The sequence below is a fragment of the Streptomyces sp. NBC_01669 genome (genome assembly GCF_026339735.1).
Lineage (GTDB): Bacteria > Actinomycetota > Actinomycetes > Streptomycetales > Streptomycetaceae > Streptomyces > Streptomyces yanii.
On the sequence record NZ_JAPEQG010000001.1, the window covers coordinates 6,877,582 to 6,900,043 of the forward strand.

A 22,462-nucleotide genomic window follows, 5' to 3' on the forward strand; every position below is an offset into this window, starting at 1 on the left:
GAATGCATGCTGCCATAGTCCGTTCCCAAAAGGAACTCACTGGGGAGGGTGCTGCGGATGAGGATCTTCGGGATGGTGCGGGACGTACCCCGGACGGTACGGCTGCTGGCCTTGGGAGGCTTCCTCAACGGCGTCGTCAGCTTCACCTTCGTCTATCTCTTCATCTATCTGACCGGACCGCGCGGACTCACCGTGCCGCAGGCTGGGGTGATCGCGGGCATCGGCGGCGTCGGCCTGGTCGCCGGCAACTTCACCGGCGGCTGGTTCGGCGACCACTACGGTCACCGCCGGATGCTCCTGACGGGCGCGCTGGTGAGCGGTGCGGCGCTCGTCACCCTGCCGGTCCTGCCGGTCGCGGCGATGTACGGGGTGCTGCCGCTCGCACAGTACGCGGCAGGCGTCGTACGTGCCGCCAACGCGGCCCTCGTCGCCGTCTCCGTCCCCGAGGGCGGCAGGCGCCAGAGCTTCGCCCTGATGCGCGCCGGGAGCAACGCCGCCTTCGCCGTCGGCCCACCGCTCGGCGCACTGATCGCCGCCCACTTCTCGTACGGCCCGCTGTTCGTCGCCGACGGCCTCGGGACGCTGCTCTTCGCCGCGTACGCATCGAAGGTGCTCCCGGCGCGCGGCACCGTACACACCCGGCCGGCGCACGACCCCGGCGCACCAGGGCTCTGGCGGGAGCTGCGGGTCAGACCCGCGGTGCCGGTGCTGCTCGCCGCGATCCTCTGCGTCGACTTCGTCTACCGGCAGCAGTACTCCACCCTGCCCGTGTTCCTCGCCGATCACGGCCACAGCGCCCAGTTCTACGGGTGGCTGCTCGCCATCAACGGCGGCGTCATCCTCTGCCTCGAACTCCCGGTGGCGCACGCCCTGCGCCGACGGGCTCCGCTGAGCATCGTGGGTACCGGGCTGCTGCTGGTGGGGCTGGGATTCGCGGCACTGATCCCGGGGGCCGGCGTGCTGTTCGCCGTCACCATGATGGTGTCGCTGACCGCGGGCGAGGTCCTGTACAAGTCCACCGCCACGGCGTACGTCGCCGACCAGGCACCCGGCCATGTGCAGGGCCGCTTCCAGAGCCTGTACGCGGGGGCGTCCATCAGCGGCCAGGTGCTGGCCCCGCCGCTCGGCGGCGCGCTCTACGCGGCCGCGCCCGAGCTGCTCTGGCCGGTGTGCGCGGTGCTGGCCGGCTGTGCGGGGGTGGCGGTGCTCGCGGCGCGGCGGCTGCGGGGGCCGGTGCGCGTGGTGGCCCCGGCGCGGACTCCGGTGCCCGAGCGGCAGGCGCAGCCCGGCTGACCGGGTGGTCGGGTGGTCGGGGCGGGTGGGGCCCCGCCGTGGCCATCCGGCGAGACCGGTTGGCTCCGGCGGGGCCCCGCCGGTTAGGTTTCGTGTCATGACCGACACGACTTCCCGCACTACCGGCGCCGTCGCCGCCGGCCTCGCCACCATCGCCGGCGACGGTTCCGTTCTCGACACCTGGTTCCCCGCACCCGAGCTCTCCGCCGAGCCCGGCCCGGCCGGAACCGAGCGGCTCACCCCCGACCAGGCCGTCAACCTCCTCGGCGAGGGCGCGGCCAAGGCCGTCGGCGTGGACGCCCGCCGCGGTGTCGAGGTCGTCGCCGTGCGCACGGTCATCGCCTCGCTCGACGACAAGCCGCTCGACGCCCACGACGCGTACCTGCGCCTGCACCTCCTCTCGCACCGTCTCGTCCGGCCGCACGGCCAGAACCTGGACGGCGTCTTCGGCCTCCTGACCAACGTCGCCTGGACGTCGCTCGGTCCGGTGGCCGTCGACGACCTGGAGAAGGTGCGGCTGAACGCCCGCGCCGACGGCCTGCACCTCCAGGTCACCTCGGTCGACAAGTTCCCCCGGATGACGGACTACGTCGCCCCGAAGGGCGTCCGGATCGCCGACGCAGACCGGGTCAGGCTCGGCGCGCACCTCGCCGCCGGTACGACGGTCATGCACGAGGGCTTCGTCAACTTCAACGCCGGCACGCTCGGCACGTCGATGATCGAGGGCCGCATCTCCGCGGGCGTCGTCGTCGGCAACGGCTCCGACATCGGTGGCGGTGCCTCGACGATGGGCACCCTCTCCGGCGGCGGCAAGGAGCGCATCGTCATCGGTGAGCGCTGCCTGATCGGCGCCGAGGCGGGCGTCGGGATCGCGCTCGGCGACGAGTGCGTCGTCGAAGCGGGGCTGTACGTCACCGCGGGTACGCGCATCACCCTGCCGGACGGCCAGATCGTCAAGGCGCGGGAGCTCTCCGGCGCCTCGAACATCCTCTTCCGCCGCAACTCGGTCACCGGCGCCGTCGAGGCCCGCCCGAACAACGCGGTGTGGGACGGCCTCAACGACGTCCTGCACAGCCACAACTAGTGCCCCTCCCGGCCGCACCGGACGACGCTCCTCATGGGGCAGACATGGCCGGTCACTCTAACTCGTAGCGGCGAGGAGTTCCTCGTACGCCTTCCGCAGCCCGTCGGCCGCCTCGCGCCCGGCGGGCTGCAGCGGTTCCCGGACCGGTCCGGCGCCGAGCAGCGCCTTGGCCGTCACGGTGCCGGGCAGCCCGGACGACATCATCAACTCGGCCAGCGGAATGGTCAGCCGGTTGAGCCGGGCCGCCTCGGCGGTGTCCCCGGCGTCGAAAGCGTCCAGAACCGCCCGCAGCTGCCGGGGCGCCACGTTGGCGACCGTACTCACATAGCCCGCCGCGCCCACCGCGTACAGCGGCAGGTTGAGTTCCTCGCAGCCCGAGTAGTACGAGAGCGAGCCGGCCCCGATCACCTTTGTCGAGCCGAGCAGGTCGTACGCGCAGTCCTTCACTGCCACGATGCGCGGATGATCCGCGAGCCGCAGCAGGGTCTCCGGCTCGATGCGGGTGCCGGTGCGGCCGGGGATGTCGTACAGCATCAGCGGAACGCCGGTCGCGTCGGCGACGCGCCGGAAGTGTGCCTCGACGGCGGGCTGCGGCGGTCTGCTGTAGTAGGGCGTCACGACCAACAGGCCGTCCGCGCCTGCCCGTTCGGCCTGTCGGGCCAGCTCGGCGGTGTGCCGGGTGTCCGCACTGCCGACCCCGGCGACCAGCGGCACACCGTCGCCGACCGCCGCACGGACCGCGCGCAGCAGCGCGGTCTTCTCGGCGTCGGTGGTGGTCGGGGATTCACCGGTGGTGCCGCTGAGTACCAGGCCGTCGCAGCCGTCGGCGACGAGACCGGCGGCGTGGGTCCCGGCGGCGTCCAGGTCCAGCTCGCCGTCGGCGGTGAACGGCGTGATCATGGCGCAGAGGGCGCGGCCGAACGGGGCTGCGGGGGTTGCAGGGGCTTCAGGGACTGTCATGTCCGAAGTGTCCGCCGCCCCGACCGTGAAGGTCTACTTAGTTCTGCTTGAGGTGATGGAGAAGAAATGCTCAACCATTGGCGTGGGCCCGGGAGCGCGGTCTGGCATGATCGAACACCTATGCGGCAGGCCGATGCGGGGGCGGGTGCACGAGCATGCGAGGACCGGCGGGCACGAGGACGGGCACCGGAGCACGGAGAGGGGTGGTGGCCGCCTGCCTCACCGGGGCGCTGGCTCTGACACTGTCGGGATGCGCCGGATTTCTCGTACCCGCGGGCGAGGGCGAGCCGGAGCCGACTCCGAGCACCTCGTACACCCCCGATGTGCACGCGGACGAGCTGGACCCGTCCGACCTGGCCGTCGCCCCGTCCGCCGAGCGGCCGCCCGCAGGGGACGTGCCCGGCCCCACACCCACCCCGAGCGCCGTCGCCACCGGCGACTGCCCGTCCTCCGGCGTCGTCGTGGACATGGGTGAGGTGCAAGCGGCGCTGGGCCACCGGGCCGTGTCGCTCACCCTCACCAACTGTGGCAGCAAGCCGTTCCGGGTGGACGGCTACCCGTCCGTGCGGGCCCTCGACGACGAAGGTGATCCGCTGCCGGTTCCGGTGAACCCCGGCTCCTCGTACATGGGGACCGACCGCGGGCCGAAGCAGGTCATGCTGAAGCCGGGGAAGACGCTGAACGCGCTGCTCGCCTGGGTGTCCACCCCGACCGGCGGCGACCTCATCGAGGGCGACGCGCTGGAGATCGCGCCGGCCCCGGGGCTGGAGGCGCGCACGTTCCCGCTGGAGGGGAGTGACGTACGGCTGCTCGACGAGCTGAACATGACCGCCTGGCGCGCCGTTTCGCCCCGGTAGTGCCCCGGGCGGGGATTCAGAGGGCGAGCTTGAAGCCTTCGTGGCTGCGGGCGAAGCCCAGCGACTCGTAGAACCGGTGCGCGTCCGTGCGCCGCTTGCTGCTGGTCAGCTGCACCAGCCCGCACCCCCGCAGCCGGGCCCGGTCGACGGCCTGCTTCATCAGCTCCCGACCCAGTCCGCCGCCCCGCCGGTCCGCCCTGATCCTCACCGCCTCGATCAGCGCCCGCTCCTCGCCGTGCTTGCCGAGCCCCGGTATGTACGTCATCTGCAGGCAGCCCAGCACGGTGTCGCCGTCCACCAGCACCAGCATCTCGTTGCGCGGGTCGCTCTCGATGGCGGCGAAGGCGTTCTCGTACGCCTCGTCGACCACGACCGAGGCCGGGTCGACGACCTGCTCCTCGTCGGCGAGGAAGGCGAGGACGGCGGGCAGGTCGGGGCGGGTGGCGACGCGAAGGATCATGACCCGGAGTCTGGCACGGGCGCCGGAGAGGTCAGTGGCCGGATACCGGTGCGGCCGCGTGACCGAGCGGCACGGTGTGTGCGACCCCGGACGTGCCGCCCAGCGGGCGCGGCAGGAACGGCGTGGGCTCGCGGAGACGACGACGGTCGGCCCGGGGTGCTCGATGGCGTGGTGTCTCTCCCTGCCGCTGCAGGAGAGCGGGTCCCGCCGAACGCGTCGACCGGCGCGGCCGGTTCGTCGTGCCGGCACCGTCACGCGCCGCGTCCTGGTGACGCAACCGATCGCGCCGAGGCCGGACGCCGGTGAAACCAGGAGGTTCCCGGAACAATGAGGAACCGGAATTCGGGCCATGCGCGATGCCTGGGTTGGCGGGCGGCTCGCATGGGAACATGAATGACCACGGTCTCATTCGGCGGGCGGTCCGGTGTCAAGGGTGGGGGCAGTGAGGCGGAACAGAAGATCATGGTTGGATGACCGGCCCGAAGCCGATGTCCGGCCCGCGGGAATCCTCACCGATGAGGACATTATTGCTTATGCGGCCCATCAGGACTTAATCGTCCCTTTCGATCCCGACAATGCGAAGTACGCATCGTACGAGGTGCATGCGTCGGGCAATGCGCAGGTGCTCGTCTATCACGGCGAGGTCACCGCCCATGCCCCGCTGCTCCCGGTCGCCGGTGAACTGGTCATCGAGCCGGGAGCCACCGTGAGGATCGACACCGCGGAGTCGATCAGGCTGCCGGACAACGTGATGGCCAACATCATCGGGCTCGGCCAGCTGTACGCCTGTGGCGTGACGGTGGCCAATACGTATGTCGACCCCGGTTCGCGCGGGCCGGTCTACCTGGCCGTGACCAATCTGGGGCGGCGCACCGTCAGGATTCCGGTCGGGGAGCCGATCGGCCGGGCCCAGTTCCATCTGCTCGGCCGATCGGTGCGGACCGCGCACCCGGGCCCGGTGTACCGCAGATCCATTCAGCTGCGGGTCAATAGTGAGGAGACGCCGCACGGCTCGGTATCGGGGAGCGCCATACCGGGGGGCGGATCGGGTGTGGTGCCGGTGATCGATGCCGCGGCCGCAGCACAATTGGCGGAGCGGCAGAACATTCTTGACCACCGGCTGACCCTGCTGAAATTGGCCCTCTACGGACTGGCCGGATCCTGGCTCGGACTGCTCTGGGCCGTGGCGCCGCAGAGTGGGAATGCACTCCTCCGGTTCCTCAATGGTGACGGAATTCCGGATATCGCAAAATTCTTCGTGGCGCTGGCCGCGCCGGTCCTTATCTCCATATGTTTCAAGGACATGCGGGACACCGTGCTCCATGTGTTGCGCCGTCGGCGCCAGGGTGAACCGGGGACCCGCGAAGCCGACGGTTGACCTCAAGCGGACTTGACATATCAGGATCGCCATCAGCGGTGCACCGCAGCGGTGCGCCGGTGAGGAGATTCGCCGTGAACGAGAGCGTGCAGTTCGTGTCCCGTCCCGATATCGCCCGCAACGACGTGGGTCTCGTCGAGGCCGGCGCCTGGGACGTCGGCACCCCCGAGCGGCAGCGGGAGACCGTCGACGCCATCCGCAAGGCGTGGGCCGGCCGGGACTGGCCGCATCCGGGGCTGCTCGCGTACACCGTGCACGTGGGGGACGACGGGAGGACGCTGTTCCACTACGCGCAGTGGAGCGGCGAGGACGCCTGTCAGGAGTTCGTCCGCAACGGGCGGGACGCGCGGGACGCCGACATCGACGCGGCCGTGCCCGGGATCCGGCGGCTGGGGCTGCACACGTACGAGCTCTACCGCTCCGGGGTGGCGAAGGAGGGCGACCGCCGCGAGCCGGGATGCATCGTGATCGTCGACGTCGAGTTCGACGGGTCGGATGCGGCGCGTCAACGGGACTGGGTGGACGGTGTGTTCGAGGCGCTCGGCACGGACCCTGCGCCGGCCCCCGGCGCATCTCCGGGCACTTCCATGTGAGCGTCGACGGGGCCCGCGTACTCAACTACGCGGAATGGGTGAGTGCGCAGGCGCACATCGACGCGCTCGGCGCTCCCGGGGACGGCGTCGGGTCGAGGACGCCGCAGTGGGAGCGGGTGCAGTCGTATCCCGGGGTGATCGGCGGCGGCGTGCACCGCTACACGCCCGCGCTCAGTCTGCGGGCGGGCATGTAGCCGCCACGCGGGCCCGGGCGCTACGGGCGGAAGCGCAGCACCTGCGGGTCGTGGTCGCTGTGGGGGAGAGATCTGCGCACCTCAATCCCTTGATTGTGTACGGAAGTTGTCAAGGTTTCCGGGGCGGCCGTTCGCCGTTCATCGCATGAACCAGGCCGCATCGGGCGAAAAGCGTCTACGCTTGGGCGGCCTGAGTCCGACCGGCACATGAGGGATGGGAGAAGCTGCGTGCCCAAGCCTCGTGATCCCGCCCCCCGTCGCCGGCCGGACTGAAATCCGTACGCCCGAGGAGAACCACCTGATGTCCGCAGAGCGCCCCACCCTGCCGCCGGTACGGCTGCACACCGAGGCGGAGCTGGCACGGGACGCGCTCGTCGCGCCGCTGCTCGCCCGCGCAGTCCGGCTCGCCCGCTGGGCGGGACCGGAGACCCGGGTCGGCGCCGGTGGCGAGCTCGTCGAAGCACAGCTGCCCGCGGCGGCCGAGCACCTCGGGCTGGCGGCGGACGAGGACGGCGCGGCCGACGCCAGTGAGGCGTGGCGGCTCGCGGTCGACACCGGGCTCCTCGACGTCCATGACCCGGAGGGCGAAGCGGAGGGGGACGACGCGGAGGGGACCGTTTCCGCGGGCGAGAACCTGGGGCTGCTCACCGGCGGCTCCCCGCAGGACGTCCTCGCGATCTGGCTCGACGGCCTGGAGGCCGTGCACGCCGATGCGACCGCGCCCTTCTTCGACGACCTCACCGACCTCGTCGGCGAGGACGGCTCGATCGACTTCGACGCCCTGGACTGGGACCCGGAGGCGGAAGCCGAATTCCTCGACGGCGTGCTCGGCAACCTGTACCTGCTCACGGTCGGCGACGGCAGCGACAGCGAGGCACCCGTCCCGCTGCCCGCGCTCGCCGCGTCGATGATCGTGCCCGACGACATGGACGAGCCCACCGACGACATCCTGGAGCAGGTGTCGGAGGCGATGATGCGCCTCGACGACCAGTTCCGGCTCCTCGAGCCGATCGGGCTCGTTGCCTACCAACCGGTGGACGAGGCGTTGCTCGTCGAGGAGGCCGACCGGGCGCAGCCGCCCGCCGACGACGAGGACATCAGCCGGTACGGCATGGTGAAGCTGACCCCCCTCGGTCTGTACGGCATCCGGGCCCGGATGCTGGAGGTCGGTGTCGACGCCCCTGCGATCGGCGATCTCGCCGACAAGGGCGCCGACGCGCTGCTCGGCGGCGTCGCGTACTACCCGGAGCCGGCGGCCCGCAGCGAGGTCGAGCAGTGGCTCGCCCGCCGCGGGGCGGACGGCGCCGCGGCCGAACTGCTGGACGCGGCACGCGGCGCGGACCAGCAGGCCCCGCTCCGTCGGCTGCACTGCCAGCAGGCGCTCGCCCTGGTCGGCGCGGAGGCGGAGCCCGCGGTCCGCGCGGCGCTCGACGACCCGGAGCTGGGCGGCCTCGCCCGGGTCTGGCTCGCGGAGCGCGGTGCGGCGGACGTGCCTCCGCCGCCGGAGTCGATGATCTTCTGGCTCGCCATCGACACGATTGCCGCGCAGCTGGAAGCGGACGGCGACCTGGACGAGCTCCAGGGGCTGGTCGAAGGGCTGTCCGGCCAGCACAGCGGCTTCTTCGACCAGGCGTGGCGGGTGGAGCACCCGGCAACGGCGGACGTCCTGGAGGCGATGGGGCGGCTGCACGGAGACAAGAAGAAGGCGAAGGACGCCCGCAAGGCGGCGTTCAAGGCGCGGTCGCGGTCGGGCGGCTGAAGCGGGACACGGCGGCCGGGGCGGGCAGCTGAGGGAATGCCGGCGGCAGCAACTCTGTGAAGGTTCACAGAAAGCGTGCCGTTCGAAGTCGCCGTCAGTTCAACTTCCGTTAGTGCAGGGGCGGGAGCGTGAGCCCGCAACCAACCCGCCCCAGCTGCTCCAGGAGTACGTGATGCCCTTCACTCGCAGGGAATTCACCAAGCAGTCCGCCCTCACCGGCGCCGGAATCGCCCTGACGGGTACCGTCGCCGCCCTGGCCACCGCCCCCGGCGCCCTTGCCGCCGAGGATTCCCGGCAGGGCCACGACGACGAATCCGGTCACGGTCACAGCGACGAGCCCGGCTACGGGCCGCTGGTCCCGGACCCGAAGGGCATACTCGCGCTTCCCGCCGGATTCTCGTACCGCATCATCACGCACAGCGGTGTCACCAAGCTGGACTCCGGCGAGTACACCCCCTCCAACCACGACGGCACGGCCACCTTCGAGGGCCCGCGCGGCGTCACCCTGCTGGTCAACAACCACGAGCTGAGCGGCACCCGGGCCGGCTGGGAGCACCCGGTCCCGCTCGCCGAGGGTCTGGTCTACGACCCGATCGCCGCCGGTGGCTGCACCGTCGTCGAGACCCGCCGCGACGGCCACACGGCCGAGTGGGTCGGCATCGCCGGCACGTCCACCAACTGCGCCGGTGGCGCCTCCCCGTGGGGCACCTGGCTCACCTGCGAGGAGACCGAGGACAAGGCCGGCAAGAACGGTCTGCTCAAGGACCACGGCTACGTCTTCGAGGTCGACCCGTACGACAAGCGCGCCAACCGCGACCCCCGTCCCATCAAGGCGTTCGGCCGGTACGCCCACGAGGCCGTCGTCATCGACCCCAAGAGCGGCCACGCCTACCTGACGGAGGACGCGGCCGGTCCCAACGGGCTGCTCTACCGCTGGGTTCCGCCGCACGGCTTCAAGCACGGCCGCGGCAAGCTGCGCACGCTCGCCGACGACGCCGGTGTCCTCCAGGCCACCAAGTGCTTCGACAGCAGCGGTCAGTTCGTCGACGACCTGTCCCGCGCCACGAAGATCGGCACCGTGTACGGCGTGGACTGGGTCGACGTCGTCGACCGTGACGCCAAGACCGTCTCCGTGCGCAAGCAGTTCGGCAACCAGGACGTCACCCGTGCCCGCAAGCTCGAAGGCATGTGGTGGGGCGACGGCGGCGCGTACATCGTCTCCTCGTTCGCCCGCGCGGAGAGCCCCGTCCAGCACGACGGCCAGGTCTGGTTCTACGACCCGAAGCGCCGCACGCTGACGCTGAAGGTGCTCCTCGGGGTGAACGCCGACCCGTCGAAGGACGGCGCGTTCGACGGCCCGGACAACATCACCGTCTCGCCGTACGGCGGTCTGGTCATCGCCGAGGACGGCGAGGGCATCCAGCACCTCTTCGGGGCGACCGAGAGTGGCCGTACGTACCCGATCGCGCGCAACGAGCTGAACGCGGGCACGGCTGAGAAGCCGGAGTACAGCGAGTTCACCGGGGTCACCTTCTCGCCGGACGGGAAGACGCTGTTCGCCAACATCCAGACGCCCGGCATCATGCTCGCCATCACGGGCCCGTGGAAGCGCCAGCCGAACCGGTACTGACGCCGCCCGGACCGCTCCCGGGGCTCCGATGAAAAGCCTTGGTGCGTCCGGAGGTTGATCCTCTAGGGTGCTGTCCGTGTCCAGGTGCGAAGGCAGGACCTACTTCCAAGGGGGAGATCGCGGGTTCGAGTCCCGCCGCCGGTTTTCCGACCGGTGTGGTTCAGGGGTGGAACGCCCTCGTCGGTTCCGCCGACTCTGATCTCTGGTCACAGACAACTTCACGAACTGCATGCACCTCCCGGTGCGCAGGCTGCGGCTACTTCTTCGAAACAAGTTCCGCCGCCGCCGAATCCGATCTCGGGAGGCGCAGCGTCGGCAGTGCCCGGTGCGCAGGCGACGGCTACTTCATGTGAACTGACGGTTGCGGGTTCAAGTCCCGTCCGGCCACGGCCGGTAGCTCAACTGGGTAGAGCATCAGAAATTCCGTCGCCGCCTCCTGATCTCGGGCACCGCACGCGCTGTTCCTCCTCCGAATGAATTCGGGGGAATTCATCATGACCCGCTTCAACGCCCGTACCACCAAGCCCCGTGTCGCCTCGCCCGTGCAGTCCACCGGGCGCACCGCGCCCACCCATCAGGGCGGCCGCGGACATCTTCGCGACAACCGCTCCGAGCTCTTTCTGCTCGCGGTCGCCAATTTCGTTTCGCAGGAGACCTTTTACGAGAACGCCGAGCAGCGCGACAGCCGTTTCGCGGAGCTGGTGCGTATCCTCGCCGTCGGCGACCCCGAGTGGACCGCCGGTCTGCTGGGGTGGCTGCGCCACGAGGGCGGGATGCGGACCGCGTCGATCGTCGGCGCCGCCGAGTACGTGAAGGCGCGGCTCGACGCGGGTGCCGAGGACGGACCGTCCAACCGGCAGGTCGTCGACTCCGTCCTGCTGCGCGCCGACGAGCCCGGTGAGCTGCTCGGGTACTGGACCTCGCGGTACGGCCGCGCCGTGCCGAAGCCCGTCAAGCGCGGGATCGCCGATGCCGTACGCCGCCTCTACCACGCGACATCGCTGCTCAAGTACGACACCGCGTCCAAGGGCTACCGCTTCGGCGACATCCTGAACCTGGTGCATGCCGCGCCCGACCCGGAAAAGGCAGGGCAGGGCGAGCTGTTCCGTTACGCGCTCGATCGCAGGCACCACCCGGAGGCGGCGGTTCCGCCCGCCTCGAACCGCATCCTCACCGCCCACCGCGCGCTGATGGAGCTGCCGGTCGAGGAGCGGCGGGCCGCCGTGACCGCACCCGGCGGGGCCGATCGACTGGCCGCGGCGGGCATGACCTGGGAGGCCCTCGCGGGCTGGTTGCAGGGGCCGATGGACGCCGCGGCCTGGGAGGCGGTGATCCCGTCGATGGGGGCGATGGCACTCGTCCGCAACCTGCGGAACTTCGACGAGGCGGGTGTCTCGGACGAGGTCGCCGCCCAGGTGGCGGCGAAGATCTCCGACCCGGCCGTGGTCGCCGCATCGCGGCAGTTCCCGTTCCGCTATCTCGCGGCGTACCGGCACGCTCCGTCGCTGCGCTGGGCCTACCCGCTGGAGCAGGCGCTCGGCCACTCGCTGGCGCGTGTCCCCGCCCTGCGCGGGCGGACGCTGGTCCTGGTCGACCGCTCGGGCTCGATGTGGTCGCCTCTCTCGGACCGCTCCCAGCTCAACCGGGCCGACGCCGCCGCGATCTTCGGTGCGGCGCTGGCGCTGCGGGCCGACGAGGCCGATCTGGTGCAGTTCGGCACGAACAGCGCATCAGTTGCGTACCGGAAGGGCGAGTCCGTCCTGAAGGTCCTGGAGCGCTTCGGTGACCTCGGCGGCACCAACACCGCGGAGGCGGTGCGTCGGCATTTCCGCAAGCACGACCGCGTACTGATCGTCACCGACGAGCAGGCGTCGTTCTCGTACGCCGTGGATGCCACCGCGGCCGTGCCGTCCGACGTGCCCGTCTACACCTGGAATCTGGCCGGATACCAGGTCGGTCACGCCCCGTCGGGAAGTGCGAACCGCCACACCTTCGGGGGTCTTTCGGACGCGGCATTCCGCATGGTGCCCCTGCTCGAAGCGGGTAGGGACGCCGACTGGCCCTGGAATCGCTGATTACGAATCCGGCATCAGTGCGCCCCCAGGAGTGGTCGGGCATGGCGTCGGGCGTTCCCAGGGCGCATACTCAAGGTAATGAAACAGTCAGCCGGATCCCGGCGTCACCTGCCTTCCAGTCCCTTCAACCGCCCGGCCCAGGCGGCCCCACCGGTCGAATTGTTCGATGTGGGCGACAGGGTGTCGCACGACCAGTTCGGACTAGGCCGAGTCCTTGCTGTCGAGGGCGACAACGACGCAGTGCTCATCGACTTCTCGGGGCGACAGGGGAGGATCCTGAGCCCGTACTCCAAGCTGACCAAGCTCTGAGAGAGGCGGCGAGCACGCGCAGTGTCCGCGTCCCCGTCACGCTCTCCGGCTTCAGGGGCACCTGCACCCGCAGGTGCCCCTGAAGGCGTGCCAGGGGCTTCTCGCAGCCCTACAGCGCCTGGGCGGCGGGCTTGACCATGCCGCGGACGGTGCGCGACTTCACGAAGTCGCCCAGCGCCGTCATTTCCCACTCGCCGGAGAACTGCTTGATCAGCTTCGCCATCATCACGCCGGTCTGCGGCTCGGCGCCGGTCAGGTCGAAGCGGACCAGCTCCTCACCGGTCGCCGCGTCGACCAGCCGGCAGTAGGCCTTGGCGACCTCGGTGAACTTCTGGCCGGTGAACGAATTGACCGTGAAGACCAGCCCGGTCGCCTCCGGGGGGATCCGGCCGAGGTCCACGACGATCACCTCGTCGTCGCCCGCGCCCTCGCCCGTGAGGTTGTCACCGGAGTGCTTGATCGCGCCGTTCAGGATGGAGAGCTTGCCGAAGTAGCAGCTGTCCAGGTGGTTCCGGTTGGGGCCGTAGGCGATCACCGAGGCATCGAGGTCGATGTCCTTGCCGCGGAACGCGGGTTCCCAACCGAGCCCCATCTTGACCTGCGAGAGCAGCGGGCGGCCGCCCTTGACCAGGGACACCGTCTGGTTCTTCTGGAGGCTGACCCGGCCCTTGTCGAGGTTGATCTTGCCCGAGCCGGCGGGCGCCGGAGCGGCAGCGGGCGGCGCGGCCGGGACCGGAGGAGCGGCGATCCGCGGGTCCACGGGGGCGGCGGCGGGCACCGGGGGTGCGACCGGGGCGGGCGCGGCGGCCGGCTCCTCCTCGACCGAGACACCGAAGTCCGTGGCGATGCCGGCCAGCCCGTTCGCATAGCCCTGGCCGACCGCGCGGGCCTTCCAGGCGCCGTTGCGGAGATAGACCTCGATGACCACGAGCGCCGTCTCGGCGCCCAGCCGGGGCGGGGTGAAGGTGGCGAGGACGCTGCCGTCGTCCGCGTTGCGCACGGTGGCGGTGGGCTCGATGCCCTGGAAGGTCTGGCCCGCCGCGTCCGGGCTGGCCGTGACGACGATCTTCTCGATGCCGGGCGGCACCGCAGTGGTGTCCACCACGATCGCGTCCGGCGCCGTGCCGCCGCCTGAGCGGTAGGTCACGCCCGGGCCCGTGGGCTGGTTGTAGAAGATGAAGTCGTCGTCGGAACGCACCTTGCCGTCGACGGTGAGCAGCAGGCCCGAGACGTCGAGCCGTACCGGGGCGGCGACGTCCACCGCCACACGGGCGGCGGAGAGAGGGATGTTCGAGCCGGGTGTCATAGCGGTCATGCACGGGGTAACGAACGACCCGGCTTTGCCGTTCCCTTACCTTCTGCCGGGTTGGTTACGGGGGTGGCTGCGGGCCGTCCGCTCGTTGCCGTGCTTGTACGCGCCGGTCCAGCGGGCCATCACCAGCTGGGCGTCCCCGGACGCCACCTCGGCCAGGAACTTCTCCGCCCGGCTGCCGCGCAGGGTTCCCGCGGGGCGGCCGTGATGGGTGAGGGTGACGCTCGAGTCGGCGTGCTGCTCGTACTGGAATCCGGATGGTTTCGGCATGGATCCGCATCCTGCCCGGTGCACGGGTGCGACGTCGCGCGAATATCCTGCCGCGTGTGGGCGAGCGCACCGCGTTCTGCGGACCGCGGCCGCGCGGAACGGGCAAGGAGCCGGGCCGCCGCCTCCTGTTCTTCAGGGAGCCCGGTCCGTACCCCGCAGGCGCGGTCGGACCCCTTCGTTCCTCCGGTCGGGTCAGTACGGCCAGACCGGCGGGTCGGTGACGAAGTGTCCACCGAGGTGGGCATGGTCAGGGTTGTCCGGGTCGAGTTCGCCTTGTTCGGCGACGAGCTTCTCCGCGTACTGCTCCGAGTCGTCCTGCGGTTCGTATCCCAGCGACCGGGCCGTCGTCAGGTCCCACCACAGGCGGGTGTTGTCGGAGGAGCCGTAGACGACGGTGTGGCCGACCTCCTCGGCGGTGAGTGCGGCGTGGAGGAGCCGGGCGCCGTCGCCGGGGCTCATCCAGACCGACAGCATCCGTACCGATGTCGGCTCCATGAAGCATGAGCCGATGCGTACGGACACGGTCTCCATGGCGTGCTTGTCCCAGTAGAGCTGGGCGAGGTCCTCGCCGAAGGACTTGGAAAGGCCGTAGAAGGTGTCGGGGCGGCGCGGTGTGTCGATCGGGATCAGCGGGTCGCCGGGGAGCGGGCGCGGGTGATAGCCGATGGCGTGGTTGGAGGAGGCGAACACGATGCGTCGGACGCCTTCCTCGAGCGCCGCCTCGTAGAGGTTGTACGTCCCCTCGATGTTGGCCCGCAGAATCTTGTCGAAGGAGGATTCCAGCGAGATGCCCGCGAGGTGGATGATCGCGTCGACGCCCCGCACGGCCTCCCGCAGCGCTTCCTTGTCGCCGAGGTCGGCCGTGATCGCGTCCGGCGCTCCCTCGATCGGGGCGACGTCGAAGAGGCGGAGCTCGTAGCCGTACGCGGGCAGCAGTCCGCGCATCAGGGTGCCGAGGCCGCCGGCGGCGCCGGTGAGCAGGACGGTGCGGGGAGCGGGCATGCGCGGATCTCCTCGGTGCATACGTGCGACACATCAAATGCATGGACTGTATTCACATGTATGGACACGCTAGGAAGTGCGGTCGCATCGCGTCAAGTGTCGCGCACCTCGCGCGCGGCGGAGAAGATCGGTGCAACTTCGGCTCCGTGGCGCGCGTTCCCGTCTTGACCTGCGCCGCGTGGCTGCCTTAGCGTGACCGTGTTCATAAGTATGGACATCGATCAGAATTGTGCACGCCTGAACCTGCTCAGGGAGCGCCCGTGACCTCAGCCCCCCTTGCCGCCCGACTCACCCATGTCGCCGGGCCGCTCTTCTTCCCCGTCACTGCCTACGGACCGGATGGCGCCGTGGACCTCGACGCCTTCCGGGCGCATGTGCGCAGCGGGATCGACGCAGGTGCGGCTGCCGTCTTCGCCTGCTGCGGCACGGGCGAGTTCCACGCGCTGACGCCGGAGGAGTTCCGGCTCGTCGTCGCCGCGGCGGTCGAGGAGACCGCCGGGGAGGTGCCCGTCGTCGCCGGCGCCGGATACGGCACGGCCCTCGCGATCCAGTACGCGAAGCTCGCCGAGGAGGCGGGCGCGGACGGACTCCTCGCCATGCCCCCGTACCTGGTCTTCGCCGACCAGGAGGGACTGCTCGGCCACTACGCGGCGCTGGCCGCCGCCACCGGTCTGGAGACGATCGTCTACCAGCGCGACAACGCCGTCTTCACCCCGGAGACCGTCGTCGCCCTGGCCCGGACGCCCGGCATCATCGGACTCAAGGACGGCTACGGCGACCTCGACCTGATGCAGCGCATCGTCAGCGCCGTCCGTACCGAACTGCCCGGCCAGGACTTCCTGTACTTCAACGGGCTGCCCACCGCCGAACTCACCGGCCTCGCCTACCGCGGCATCGGCGTCACGCTCTACTCCTCCGCCGTCTTCGCCTTCGCGCCCGACATCGCCCTCGCCTTCTACCGGGCGCTGGAATCCGGCGACGACGAGCTGGCCAACGCACTGCTCGACCACTTCTACCGGCCGCTCGTCGAACTGCGCGCCAAGGGCCGCGGCTATGCCGTCTCACTGGTGAAGGCTGCCGTCCGGCTGGAGGGCCTGGCGGTCGGCGACGTCCGCAGCCCGCTCACGGAGCCGCCCGCCGCCCACGTCGAGGAGCTGGCCGCGATCATCGAGCGCGGCCGCGCCCTGCTGGAGAAGTACGGGCAGGAAGAGGCTGCGTCGGGGGAGCGCGGATGAGGGCCTCCGCCTTCCTCTACCCCTGGGACGTCGTCGGGGACCCGGACGCGGCAACCCGCGTCGCCGACCTCGGCGTCCAGCAGGTGACGCTCGCCGCCGCCTACCACTCCACCCGGGCGCTGACCCCGCGTCATCCCGGTCGCCGGATCGTCACCGCCGAGCACGCCGCGGTGCTGTACCCGCCGGACCCCGGGCGGTGGGCGGGGCGCGAGCTGCGCCCCTACGCGCAGTCCTGGGTGGCCTCGGACGATGCGTACGCCGAGGCCGCGCAGGCGCTGACGGACGCCGGTCTGGAGGTGCACAGCTGGGTGGTTCTCGCGCACAACTCCCGCCTGGGCGCGGAACATCCGGACACCTCGGTGGTCAACGCGTACGGTGACCGCTACCCCTGGGCGCCCTGCATCGCGCAGCCCGCGGTCCGCGCGTACCTCGTGGACCTGGCCGCGGAGGCGGCGGTGCGCGACGGCGCGCGCGGCACCGAACTGGAGTCCTGCGGCTGGTACGGCTTCGCGCATCTGCACGCCCACGACAAGATCGCGGGAGTCGGGCTCGGGGACGCGTCGCAGTACCTCATGTCGCTCTGCTTCTGTCCCGACTGCCGGACCGGTTACACCGAACACGGCTTGAACCCGGATGAGTTGAGCGGCTCCGTGCGCGCGGCCCTGGAGCCCGCCTGGGCCGGTTCCGGTTCCTCGGAGGCAGGCTGGTCGGGGGTCGAGAAGCTCCTCGGCGCCGATCTCGCCGCCGCCACTCTCCAGTGGCGCGGCCGGGTCGCCCGTACGCTCCAGGAGTCCGCGGTCGCCGCGGTGCGTGCGGCGGCCGGAGCAGGCTTCCAGGTGCTGCTGCACGCCGACCCCGCCCCGCACCGCTCCGGCGCGAACGTCGGTGTCGACCCGCAGCACATCATGGGCGTGGCGGACGGTGTGGTGCTGCCCTGCACGGGCGGTGACGCCCAGCGCGAGACGTACCTCGGCCCGTTCGCCGGACGTCAGGGGGTGGTGGCCGCCAACTTCACCGTGGTCACCGGCATGGGCGGCAGCCCCGCCACGCTGGAGCGTGACGCCGCCCATGCGGCCTCGCTCGGTGCGAACCAACTACGCCTGTACCACGCCGGGTTGGCATCCGACCCGGACATCGAGGCCGTCACCGAGGCGCTTTCACGCCTCGGTCGATGACGGACGCGGACCGGTGGGGGTGCCCGTCAGCCATCCCCAAGCTCTCAACTCCGTTCGAGCAGGGGAGACCCCACTCGCCGGTCCGTGACCAGCAGGACCGCCGTCAGCAGGCCAGCCGCACCGATGAGTGGCAGCAGCACCCGGATGTCCAGCACAGCGACCAGCCCCGCGCCGAGCGCCAGTGCCACCGCGTTCGGCACCATCATCAGTGAGTTGGCGGTGGCGCTCGTGCGGCCCAGGACCCGGTCCGGCGTCTCCCGCTGCACCGCCGTCATCGCGGCGATCAGTACACACGGCAGCCCCGCCCCGATCGCGGCGCTCGCGACCAGCGCCACCGCGTCGTACGGCAGCGCCCGCACCCCCACCGCCAGCGCGAACAGGGCGATCCCGGCCGCGGTGAACACCCGCTCGGGCAGGCGCCGCAGCAGTGGGCCGGCCAGCAGCCCGACTGCGATCGACCCGCCGCCCTGCACCGCGTACAGCACACCCGCGTACGTGGGGGAGTGCCCGAGCCCGTCGTCGACGACCGCGTAGAGCGCGGCCCCGTTGAGCCCGGCGCACAGCATCGTCACCGCACCCGCAAGCACCAGCGGCCGCAGCACCGTTGACCCCCACACCTGCCGGATTCCCGCCGCCAGTTCGCCCCGCCGGTCCGTGCGGGCGGGCCGGGCCGGCTCCCGTACCCGCAGCAGTGCGTAGACCCCGGCGGCCAGGGCGAACGACGCCGCGTCGAGGAGCGCCACCGCGCCGCCGCCGAACCGCGCGTACAGCCCGGCGCCGGTCAGTGGTGCGAGGAGCTTCATGCCCTCGTTCGCGATCATGCGGAACCCGTTGAAGTCACCGAGCAGCCGGGGATCGACGGTGTGCGCGACGAGCGCCGACTCGGCCGAGTCCATCAGTACACCGCTCACCCCGTACAGCACGAGCACCGCGAAGAGGATCCAGATCCGCCCCGCCGAATCGATCGCGAGCAGCGAGGTGAGCAGCCCTGCCATGGCGAGACTCGCCCCGATCAGCAAGGGTTTGCGGGGCACCCGGTCGGCGACCGCGCCGAGTGCGGGACCGGTCAGCACGGGAAGCCACATGGCGAACACGGCGAGCGCCGCCAGACTGTCCGACCCGGTGAGGGACTTGACCCAGATCCCGCCGGTGAGCCACATCGCGGACGTCCCGAAGCCGGAGACCACCACCGCCGTCAGATACAGCCCGGCGTTGCGGTCCCGCAGCACCTTTCCTGCCGCCGCCCCTGTCATCGCGCCCCCGTACCTCGTTGACCTGGGGTTCCGTCAGGAACTCATGCTGGCGACTAAGGACGGGCCGGGGCATCGGGCAGATGCCCTACACCGAGGTTGCCGAAAGTTCTTCTGCCAGAAGCGTTGACGAAACATTCGGCCCACCTCTAGCTTCATCGCGTCGTACTTCGTACGTCATATATGAGACGCGATACGTGAGATGCGAGAGCCCTTCACCCATGACCTTTGCGCCCACCCCGATTCCGTCCCGCACCCAGTACGTGCTGGAGGCGATCAAGCACGCGATCCTCACGGCGCAGCTGAGACCAGGGCAGGCGCTCGTCGAGACCGAACTCGCCGCACAGTTCGGGGTCTCCAAGACCCCGGTGCGCGAGGCTCTGAAGACCCTCGCCGGTACCGGGCTCGTCGTCATGAGCCAGTACAAGGGCGTCACCGTGCGGCTGGTCGACGCGGAGATGGCCCGCGAGGTGTACGACGTACGGCTGCTCCTCGAACCGGAGGCGCTGCGCCGCTCCATCACGCGCAGGGCCTCGCTCGACGCGGCCCAGGAAGCCCTGGAGCGGGCCGACTCCGCCGGTGACAAGGCCGACCGGTCGCTCGCCAACCGCGACTTCCACCGGGCGCTGTACCTGCCCTGCGGCAACCCGCTGCTGGCCCGGATGCTCGACGAGGTCCGCGACCAGGCGGCGCTCGTGTCGACCGTCGCCTGGGCGACGATCCCGTCCTGGGAGCGGGAGGCGGCCGAGCACCGGGAGATCCTGCGGCTCGCGCTCGCCGACGACGCGGACGCCGCGGCCGGGGCCCTGCGCGATCACATCGCGTCGTTCGTCAGCCGTGCCTTCCCCGCCGGAGCGCAGACCGAGGGGGACGGGGCGTGAACCACCAGCACACCGACGAAAGGCCTGTCCGCATGGACCTCACACCGCTGAAGGCGGCCCTCGCAGATGTCGTGGCGATCCCGGTGACCCCGTTCGCCGCGGACGGAACCATCGACACGGCCGCCCACCGCGCCCTGCTGCGGCGGCTCCTCGACGGCGGTGTACGCATCCTCACCCCGAACGGCAACACCGGGGAGTTCTATGCGCTCACCCCCGAGGAGCGGCGCACCGTCACCGAGCTGACCATCGACGAGGTGGGCGGCCGCGCCACGATCCTGGTCGGGGTCGGGCACGACGTGCCGACCGCCGTGGCCGCGGCCGAGCACGCCCGTGACGCCGGTGCCGAAATGGTGATGGTCCATCAGCCCGTCCACCCGTACGTCTCGCAGGAAGGCTGGGTCGACTACCACCGGGCGATCGCCGAAGCCGTCCCCGGGCTCGGCGTCGTCCCGTACATCCGCAACCCGCAGCTCGGCGGGGAGGCACTCGCCAGGCTCGCCGACAGCTGCCCCAACGTCATCGGTGTGAAGTACGCCGTCCCGGACGTCACGCGGTTCGCCGCCTTCGCCCGGGACGCGGGACTGGACCGGTTCGTCTGGATCGCCGGTCTCGCCGAGTTGTACGCGCCGGCCTACTTCTCCGCCGGCGCCACCGGCTTCACCTCCGGACTCGTCAATGTCGCCCCCGGAGTCTCGCTCGCCATGCTGGAGTCGCTGCGAGCCGGCGACCACGCGGCGGCGATGAAGGTCTGGGAGCAGATCCGCCGCTTCGAGGAGCTGCGAGCCGACCGTCAGTCCGCCAACAACGTGACGGTCGTCAAGGAGGCCCTGGCCTCGCTCGGACTCTGCCGCCGCGATGTCCGCCCGCCCAGCCGGGAGCTGCCGCAGGCGCAGCGCGCCGAGGTGGCCGACGAGGTCGCCGGGTGGTCGATATGACCGGCCAGGACGGAAGGATCGGATCCGAGGAGCTGCGCAGCCACCAGTGGTACGGGACGGACGGGCTGCGTTCGTTCAGTCACCGGGCCCGCACCCGGCAGCTCGGCTACCTCCCCGAGGAGCACCTCGGCAAGCCGGTCATCGCGATCCTCAACACCTGGTCCGACATCAACCCCTGCCATGTCCATCTGCGCGACCGCGCGCAGGCGGTCAAGCGAGGCGTCTGGCAGGCGGGCGGATTCCCGCTCGAATTCCCGGTCTCCACCCTCTCGGAGACGTTCCAGAAGCCGACCCCGATGCTCTACCGCAACATGCTCGCGATGGAGACGGAGGAGTTGCTGCGCTCCTACCCGGTCGACGGCGCCGTGCTGATGGGCGGCTGCGACAAGTCGACGCCCGCGCTGCTGATGGGCGCCGCATCCGTCGACCTGCCGACCGTCTTCGTGCCGGCCGGACCGATGCTGCCGGGGCACTGGCGCAACGAGGTCCTCGGCTCCGGCACCGACATGTGGAAGTACTGGGACGACAAGCGGGCCGGGCTCATCGGCGACTGCGAGATGGGTGAACTGGAGAACGGACTCGCGCGTTCGCCCGGCCACTGCATGACGATGGGTACGGCGTCCACCCTGACGGCCGCCGCCGAAGCGCTCGGTGTCACGGTGCCGGGAGCCTCGTCGATCCCGGCGGTGGACTCCGGGCACGACCGGATGGCGGCGCAGTCCGGGCTCCGGATCGTCGAACTGGTGTGGCGGCAGCGGAAGCTGTCGTCGATCCTCACCGCGGAGGCGTACGAGGACGCGGTCGCCACCGTCCTCGCGCTCGGCGGCTCCACCAACGCCGTCATCCATCTGATCGCCATGGCGGGACGCTCGGGAGTGAAGCTCACCCTCGACGACTTCGACCGGATCGCCCGCACGGTCCCCGTCCTCGCCAACCTCCGCCCCGGCGGGGCGTACCTGATGGAGGACTTCCACTTCGCGGGCGGGCTGCCCGGATTCCTGGCCCGGCTGACCGACGTACTCCACCTGGACCGGCCGACGGTCTCGCACGACACGCTCCGCGAGCAGCTCGACGGGGCGCGCGTGCACAACTCCGATGTCATCCGGGAGCGGGACAATCCTCTCGCCGAGGAGGGCGGCGTGGCGGTGCTGCGCGGCAATCTCTGCCCGGACGGCGCGGTCATCAAGCACATCGCCGCCGAACCGGAACTGCTGCGGCACACCGGACCCGCGGTCGTCTTCGACGACTACAAGGAGATGCAGCGCACCATCAACGACCCGGCGCTCGCCCTCACTCCGGACCATGTCCTGGTGCTCCGCAACGCCGGACCCAAGGGCGGCCCCGGGATGCCCGAGTACGGCATGCTGCCGATCCCCGACTATCTGCTGAAGCAGGGCGTTCGGGACATGGTGCGGATCTCCGACGCCCGGATGAGCGGCACCAGTTACGGGGCGTGCGTGCTGCACATCGCCCCCGAGTCGTACGTCGGCGGTCCGCTCGCGCTCGTCCGCACCGGTGACCTGATCACCCTGGACGTCGAGGCGCGCCTGCTCCATCTCGATGTGCCGGACGAGGAGCTGGAGCGCCGGCGGGCCGCCTGGACGCCGCCGGCCACCCGGTACGAGCGCGGTTACGGCGCGCTCTACCACGACCAGATCACCCAGGCCGACACCGGCTGCGACTTCGCCTTCCTGGCCCGGCAGGGAGAAGTGCCCGACCCGTACGCGGGCTGACCGCCCCACCGAGAATTCCGGCGCACCGCATGTTCGGCATACCGAACATCATGCGGTAAGCGCTTGCGCACCACCGT

General features: G+C 70.8%; 19 protein-coding genes and 1 pseudogene. 14 read left to right on the plus strand and 6 right to left on the minus strand.

The features are described 5' to 3' along the window. Nucleotides 1-57 precede the first annotated feature (57 nt). Both OG972_RS30790 and dapD read left to right on the plus strand, forming a co-directional pair. The gene (locus OG972_RS30790) at nucleotides 58-1,293 is read left to right on the plus strand and encodes an MFS transporter (protein WP_266986979.1); all 1,236 of its coding nucleotides are present in this window, start codon (nucleotides 58-60) and stop codon (nucleotides 1,291-1,293) included. A 97-nt stretch (nucleotides 1,294-1,390) separates the two neighbouring features. After that, nucleotides 1,391-2,377, plus strand: coding sequence for a 2,3,4,5-tetrahydropyridine-2,6-dicarboxylate N-succinyltransferase (dapD, locus tag OG972_RS30795; RefSeq protein WP_266986981.1), 987 nt, complete (start codon nucleotides 1,391-1,393; stop codon nucleotides 2,375-2,377). A 57-nt stretch (nucleotides 2,378-2,434) separates the two neighbouring features. Here dapD and dapA read toward each other — a convergent pair whose 3' ends face one another. Next, a complete protein-coding gene (dapA, locus tag OG972_RS30800; protein ID WP_266986983.1) occupies nucleotides 2,435-3,337 on the minus strand; it encodes a 4-hydroxy-tetrahydrodipicolinate synthase in 903 nt (300 codons plus the stop codon). 206 nt (nucleotides 3,338-3,543) lie between these two features. On the opposite strand from dapA, the gene OG972_RS30805 reads away from it, so the two are divergent. Then, nucleotides 3,544-4,194 (plus strand): DUF4232 domain-containing protein, encoded by a 651-nt coding sequence (locus OG972_RS30805; protein WP_266986985.1) that lies wholly within the window; start codon nucleotides 3,544-3,546, stop codon nucleotides 4,192-4,194. Nucleotides 4,195-4,210: 16 nt separating this feature from the next. Here the strand turns inward: OG972_RS30805 and OG972_RS30810 are convergent, their stop codons facing one another. Next, entirely contained in the window at nucleotides 4,211-4,654 is a 444-nt protein-coding gene (locus tag OG972_RS30810) for a GNAT family N-acetyltransferase (RefSeq protein ID WP_266986987.1), read from the minus strand. A gap of 466 nt (nucleotides 4,655-5,120) precedes the next feature. Here OG972_RS30810 and OG972_RS30815 point away from each other — a divergent pair, with 466 nt between their 5' ends. The 6 genes and pseudogenes from OG972_RS30815 to OG972_RS30840 all read left to right on the plus strand — a co-directional run bounded on the left by OG972_RS30815 (nucleotide 5,121) and on the right by OG972_RS30840 (nucleotide 12,592). Continuing rightward, the gene (locus OG972_RS30815; RefSeq protein WP_266986989.1) at nucleotides 5,121-6,032 is read left to right on the plus strand and encodes a hypothetical protein; all 912 of its coding nucleotides are present in this window, start codon (nucleotides 5,121-5,123) and stop codon (nucleotides 6,030-6,032) included. A gap of 95 nt (nucleotides 6,033-6,127) precedes the next feature. Continuing rightward, nucleotides 6,128-6,819 (plus strand): annotated as a pseudogene (locus OG972_RS30820) (antibiotic biosynthesis monooxygenase). A gap of 301 nt (nucleotides 6,820-7,120) precedes the next feature. Then, the gene (locus OG972_RS30825) at nucleotides 7,121-8,578 is read left to right on the plus strand and encodes a hypothetical protein (RefSeq protein WP_266986991.1); all 1,458 of its coding nucleotides are present in this window, start codon (nucleotides 7,121-7,123) and stop codon (nucleotides 8,576-8,578) included. Nucleotides 8,579-8,750: 172 nt separating this feature from the next. Continuing rightward, nucleotides 8,751-10,208: an alkaline phosphatase PhoX gene (locus OG972_RS30830; protein ID WP_266986993.1), complete on the plus strand. Its 1,458-nt coding sequence runs from the start codon at nucleotides 8,751-8,753 to the stop codon at nucleotides 10,206-10,208. 494 nt (nucleotides 10,209-10,702) lie between these two features. After that, complete coding sequence (locus tag OG972_RS30835; RefSeq protein ID WP_266986995.1) at nucleotides 10,703-12,283, plus strand: TROVE domain-containing protein; 1,581 nt, start codon at nucleotides 10,703-10,705, stop codon at nucleotides 12,281-12,283. Between the two features lie 78 nt (nucleotides 12,284-12,361). Further along, nucleotides 12,362-12,592, plus strand: coding sequence for a hypothetical protein (locus tag OG972_RS30840; protein ID WP_037711258.1), 231 nt, complete (start codon nucleotides 12,362-12,364; stop codon nucleotides 12,590-12,592). Between the two features lie 109 nt (nucleotides 12,593-12,701). On the opposite strand, the gene OG972_RS30845 is transcribed toward OG972_RS30840, so the two are convergent. The 3 genes from OG972_RS30845 to OG972_RS30855 form a co-directional block, all read right to left on the minus strand. After that, complete coding sequence (locus OG972_RS30845; RefSeq protein ID WP_266986997.1) at nucleotides 12,702-13,907, minus strand: TerD family protein; 1,206 nt, start codon at nucleotides 13,905-13,907, stop codon at nucleotides 12,702-12,704. Between the two features lie 36 nt (nucleotides 13,908-13,943). After that, on the minus strand, nucleotides 13,944-14,174 hold the full coding sequence (locus OG972_RS30850; RefSeq protein WP_266986999.1) for a hypothetical protein: 231 nt from the start codon (nucleotides 14,172-14,174) through the stop codon (nucleotides 13,944-13,946). Between the two features lie 192 nt (nucleotides 14,175-14,366). Further along, the gene (locus OG972_RS30855) at nucleotides 14,367-15,176 is read right to left on the minus strand and encodes an NAD(P)-dependent oxidoreductase (RefSeq protein ID WP_266987001.1); all 810 of its coding nucleotides are present in this window, start codon (nucleotides 15,174-15,176) and stop codon (nucleotides 14,367-14,369) included. A 260-nt stretch (nucleotides 15,177-15,436) separates the two neighbouring features. Between OG972_RS30855 and OG972_RS30860 the strand changes: the two genes are divergently transcribed. Further along, a complete protein-coding gene (locus OG972_RS30860; protein WP_266987003.1) occupies nucleotides 15,437-16,411 on the plus strand; it encodes a 5-dehydro-4-deoxyglucarate dehydratase in 975 nt (324 codons plus the stop codon). Then, nucleotides 16,408-17,586, plus strand: coding sequence for a hypothetical protein (locus tag OG972_RS30865; protein WP_266987005.1), 1,179 nt, complete (start codon nucleotides 16,408-16,410; stop codon nucleotides 17,584-17,586). Before OG972_RS30860 ends, OG972_RS30865 begins: the two co-directional genes overlap by 4 nt. 44 nt (nucleotides 17,587-17,630) lie before the next feature. Here the strand turns inward: OG972_RS30865 and OG972_RS30870 are convergent, their stop codons facing one another. Next, the gene (locus OG972_RS30870) at nucleotides 17,631-18,839 is read right to left on the minus strand and encodes an MFS transporter (RefSeq protein ID WP_266987007.1); all 1,209 of its coding nucleotides are present in this window, start codon (nucleotides 18,837-18,839) and stop codon (nucleotides 17,631-17,633) included. 218 nt (nucleotides 18,840-19,057) lie between these two features. Here OG972_RS30870 and OG972_RS30875 point away from each other — a divergent pair, with 218 nt between their 5' ends. Genes OG972_RS30875 through araD form a run of 3 tightly spaced genes read left to right on the plus strand, consistent with a single transcriptional unit; the run spans nucleotide 19,058 to nucleotide 22,385 of the window. Then, complete coding sequence (locus OG972_RS30875; protein WP_266987009.1) at nucleotides 19,058-19,717, plus strand: GntR family transcriptional regulator; 660 nt, start codon at nucleotides 19,058-19,060, stop codon at nucleotides 19,715-19,717. A gap of 32 nt (nucleotides 19,718-19,749) precedes the next feature. After that, nucleotides 19,750-20,652: a dihydrodipicolinate synthase family protein gene (locus tag OG972_RS30880; protein WP_266987011.1), complete on the plus strand. Its 903-nt coding sequence runs from the start codon at nucleotides 19,750-19,752 to the stop codon at nucleotides 20,650-20,652. Further along, nucleotides 20,649-22,385: an L-arabinonate dehydratase gene (gene araD / locus OG972_RS30885; RefSeq protein WP_266987013.1), complete on the plus strand. Its 1,737-nt coding sequence runs from the start codon at nucleotides 20,649-20,651 to the stop codon at nucleotides 22,383-22,385. Before OG972_RS30880 ends, araD begins: the two co-directional genes overlap by 4 nt. Nucleotides 22,386-22,462 lie beyond the last annotated feature (77 nt).

Excerpts from the sequence above, each read along its gene's own strand:
- OG972_RS30790 (WP_266986979.1), top strand. The coding sequence starts at position 58 with ATGAGGATCTTCGGGATGGTGCGGGACGTACCCCGGACGGTACGGCTG.
- dapD (WP_266986981.1), top strand. The coding sequence starts at position 1,391 with ATGACCGACACGACTTCCCGCACTACCGGCGCCGTCGCCGCCGGCCTC.
- dapA (WP_266986983.1), bottom strand. The coding sequence starts at position 3,337 with ATGACAGTCCCTGAAGCCCCTGCAACCCCCGCAGCCCCGTTCGGCCGC.
- OG972_RS30810 (WP_266986987.1), bottom strand. The coding sequence starts at position 4,654 with ATGATCCTTCGCGTCGCCACCCGCCCCGACCTGCCCGCCGTCCTCGCC.
- OG972_RS30825 (WP_266986991.1), top strand. The coding sequence starts at position 7,121 with ATGTCCGCAGAGCGCCCCACCCTGCCGCCGGTACGGCTGCACACCGAG.
- OG972_RS30830 (WP_266986993.1), top strand. The coding sequence starts at position 8,751 with ATGCCCTTCACTCGCAGGGAATTCACCAAGCAGTCCGCCCTCACCGGC.
- OG972_RS30835 (WP_266986995.1), top strand. The coding sequence starts at position 10,703 with ATGACCCGCTTCAACGCCCGTACCACCAAGCCCCGTGTCGCCTCGCCC.
- OG972_RS30840 (WP_037711258.1), top strand. The coding sequence starts at position 12,362 with ATGAAACAGTCAGCCGGATCCCGGCGTCACCTGCCTTCCAGTCCCTTC.
- OG972_RS30845 (WP_266986997.1), bottom strand. The coding sequence starts at position 13,907 with ATGACCGCTATGACACCCGGCTCGAACATCCCTCTCTCCGCCGCCCGT.
- OG972_RS30850 (WP_266986999.1), bottom strand. The coding sequence starts at position 14,174 with ATGCCGAAACCATCCGGATTCCAGTACGAGCAGCACGCCGACTCGAGC.
- OG972_RS30855 (WP_266987001.1), bottom strand. The coding sequence starts at position 15,176 with ATGCCCGCTCCCCGCACCGTCCTGCTCACCGGCGCCGCCGGCGGCCTC.
- OG972_RS30865 (WP_266987005.1), top strand. The coding sequence starts at position 16,408 with ATGAGGGCCTCCGCCTTCCTCTACCCCTGGGACGTCGTCGGGGACCCG.
- OG972_RS30870 (WP_266987007.1), bottom strand. The coding sequence starts at position 18,839 with ATGACAGGGGCGGCGGCAGGAAAGGTGCTGCGGGACCGCAACGCCGGG.
- OG972_RS30875 (WP_266987009.1), top strand. The coding sequence starts at position 19,058 with ATGACCTTTGCGCCCACCCCGATTCCGTCCCGCACCCAGTACGTGCTG.
- OG972_RS30880 (WP_266987011.1), top strand. The coding sequence starts at position 19,750 with ATGGACCTCACACCGCTGAAGGCGGCCCTCGCAGATGTCGTGGCGATC.
- araD (WP_266987013.1), top strand. The coding sequence starts at position 20,649 with ATGACCGGCCAGGACGGAAGGATCGGATCCGAGGAGCTGCGCAGCCAC.